Genomic DNA, 2640 nt, shown 5'->3' with positions numbered 1-2640 from the left:
GGTGGCCAGGCGACGATCAACAACTGGGACCTCGTCTACCAGCACCAGGTCCATGTCATCGGCCTCAATATCGGAGTGCTGATCCAGTCCGCCCCGCAGATCTTCGGCGAGGTCATGGGCGAGATGTTCGGACTCATCGCGGCCGGGGTGCTCGGCACCAGCCACCCCACGATCTATGGGCTGGCCGACGGGCCGAAGGCGCTCGCCGAGCTCGAGGCGCGAGCCACCGTCGGCAAGATCGCGCTGGTGCCCTGAGCCCTCGCCCCTACGCCGCGAGAGTGAGGGGTGGATCGAGGTCGTCGCTGACGTCGATGGTCCCGACCGGACTGACGACGTATTCGTAACCGTGGGGGCTGCGCCATCGGTAGGTACCTGCTCTGATCCGGTGGTAGCGCCAGCCGTGATGGGTCTTCATCCGATGGTGCCGGCGGCACAGCGGGGTGAGGTTCTGGCTGCTGGTCGGGCCGCCATCAGCGTAGGCGGCTCGATGGTCGAGGTCGCAGCGCTCGGCTCGCGCTTGGCAGTAGGGGAAGGAGCATTTCTGGTGGATCAGCTCCGCTTGGCGCCGCTGCCGCGTGGTCGGGACGTAACCGGCGGCTTCGACGTCTGCGGCCAGGTCGACCACAACGATCGGCTTGACGACCGTGCCGGGAGTGGTGGCCCACTGCTCGAGGCGCTCGATGCTGACCAGGCCGCGTGTGTTTCCGAGGCGCACCAAACCGGTTCCGGCCAGCTCGCGGGTGTCGGTGTGGATGACCAGCTCGACGACGCGAGCGGCTCCTGGCACGCCGTCGAAGGAACCGGAGTTGTACGCCCGCGCCAGCACCCCGAGCGCCGCGGCCCGCCGTACGTCCAGGCTTGCATCGGTGTAGCCGTCCTGGTCGAGGAGACCGTGCGCGATCGCGGCAACGGCCTGCTCCAGATCCAGGACGTCCGCAGCGTCGAGGACCCCGTCGACATAGCCCAGGGCCAGGACCGCCTGCCCCTGTTCGGCGCCTGCGCCGACGAACGGGGTCGTCTGGTTGGTGGTGATGGTGACCGAGCGGTGCTCGACCGCATCGGACTCGGCGACTGCAGCAGCAACATCTGGTTCGAACAAGGCCGCTGCCTGCGTGACTGCGCGTTCGAGCTGGACCGGCCCCATCTTGTGCGCGTGTGGCCCGACCTGCTTGTCCACCCATGCCACGACCTCGGCATCGAGATTCCGGGTCAGGTCCGCGATCCGACGGGCACGCCACGCCAACAGCGACCCGTCCAGGATCCGTGCCCAGACATGCTTGAGTCGGTAGCGCAGCTCGACCGCGTCCCCGAGGAACCTCTTCCCAGCCTGGGTCGACCGACCCCATACAGCCGCGAACTCCACCGCCGCAGCCTCCGACACCAACGGCGCCCCCTGCCCTGCCAGCGGCAGCATCCGGTCCCCGAACGTGCCCTCGTCCAGCCGCGCGGACTCCTCCACGGAGTCGACCGAATGCAACGCCGCGAACCGCGCAGCAGCGATCAACACATCCCGATCAGCCTGCTCCGCGACCACCCGAGACGTACGCACCGCAGCCAGCAGACCGCTGGCGGTGTCGTCGGGGCCAAGGAGTGCTTCCATGCTCCGCATTTTACCAGCTTTCAGGGACCGATGATCAGATATTCCCCCAGGTCAGATGGCATATTGACGCCACTCCTCGTGCCCGTATGGCGCAGATACGTCAGCAGACATGAACGAGCCCGGCCCGCACGGGTTGACTCGAGTTCCCCGCCGACCGCACCGACTATTCAACGCCGTCCGGACGACGATGCTCAGCACCAGCCGCGGGGACCCAGGACCCTCGACTGCCGACTCTTTCCTCGCTGACTGACCTCAACGCCCGACACGGCCCCATGTGGCATCACGTCGGGACAAGGTTCACCGCGCCCATCCTCAACTTTGAGGGAATGCCATGCCATCCGCGACCTCCGCCCGAGGCCGATTTCTAGATTCTCCGCCCGTGACTACTTTCTGGACGACGCTGATCGCCGTTGCGCTTCCCGTGGTGGCCGGCGCCGCAGCCTGGGTGTCCAAGTACACGTCGCCGCGAACTCGGGCACTGCGCCTCCTCAACGACGAGATCGCCACTCTCAACACCTTGCCTTCAGAACGTCCGTCGTACAGCGAGATGGAAGTCGTAGTCCACCGCCATGTGAGCGAGTACGCAAGAGCGGTTACTCGCGATAGGAGCGGAACGAACCGCACGCGAGCCAGGTCGATGAATATCGGTCTGATCATTGGCCTGATCGGCACTGTTGGCGGCGGATCGGCGAGTTCCTCCGTCGCGTACCGGATTGGCCAAGACGACTCGACTCCACTTTACGTCGCTGCTCTCCTCGTCAGCGTTCTATGCACAGCCTTCGGCGTATTGATGCTCATCGTCGTCTTTCTGGGCGTTCTCAATGGCGCGGCGGCCCTCGCATGGGCCGAGCTGACATCCGATGAACCGATTGAAGTCGATCCCGCGACGAATCAGTCGCAATCATAGGAAGCAAGTCGATGCCTGCCCGGCGCGACTTCCATGACCGCGCGTGACAGACCACTGCTCCCGGGTTAAGAGACACAGCGTTCAGGCAACGACTCGGCGGGCAGGGACCTCCTCCTTCGCGGCTCCCTGAAAT

The 2640-nt window shown here is 65.6% G+C and carries 2 protein-coding genes and 1 pseudogene; 2 read left to right on the top strand and 1 reads right to left on the bottom strand.

The window, feature by feature from the left end; genetic code table 11:
* Positions 1–255 (top strand): annotated as a pseudogene (locus ACRDPS_RS25745) (NADPH:quinone oxidoreductase family protein); the annotation flags it as partial.
* 10 nt (positions 256–265) lie between these two features.
* Here ACRDPS_RS25745 and ACRDPS_RS25740 read toward each other — a convergent pair.
* On the bottom strand, positions 266–1600 hold the full coding sequence (locus ACRDPS_RS25740) for a hypothetical protein (RefSeq protein WP_431504516.1): 1335 nt from the start codon (positions 1598–1600) through the stop codon (positions 266–268).
* A gap of 379 nt (positions 1601–1979) precedes the next feature.
* On the opposite strand from ACRDPS_RS25740, the gene ACRDPS_RS25735 reads away from it, so the two are divergent.
* Positions 1980–2507 carry a hypothetical protein gene (locus tag ACRDPS_RS25735; RefSeq protein ID WP_431504515.1) on the top strand — a complete coding sequence of 176 codons (528 nt, stop codon included), beginning with the start codon at positions 1980–1982 and terminating at the stop codon, positions 2505–2507.
* The last annotated feature ends 133 nt before the right edge of the window (positions 2508–2640 follow it).

This window comes from Nocardioides sp., assembly GCF_050699375.1.
Taxonomy (GTDB): Bacteria; Actinomycetota; Actinomycetes; order Propionibacteriales; family Nocardioidaceae; genus Nocardioides.
This window is presented reverse-complemented; position numbering and strand designations above follow the sequence as displayed.

Bases quoted from the DNA above. Each gene is read 5' to 3' on its own strand.
- ACRDPS_RS25740 (WP_431504516.1), bottom strand. From the start codon at position 1,600: ATGGAAGCACTCCTTGGCCCCGACGACACCGCCAGCGGTCTGCTGGCT.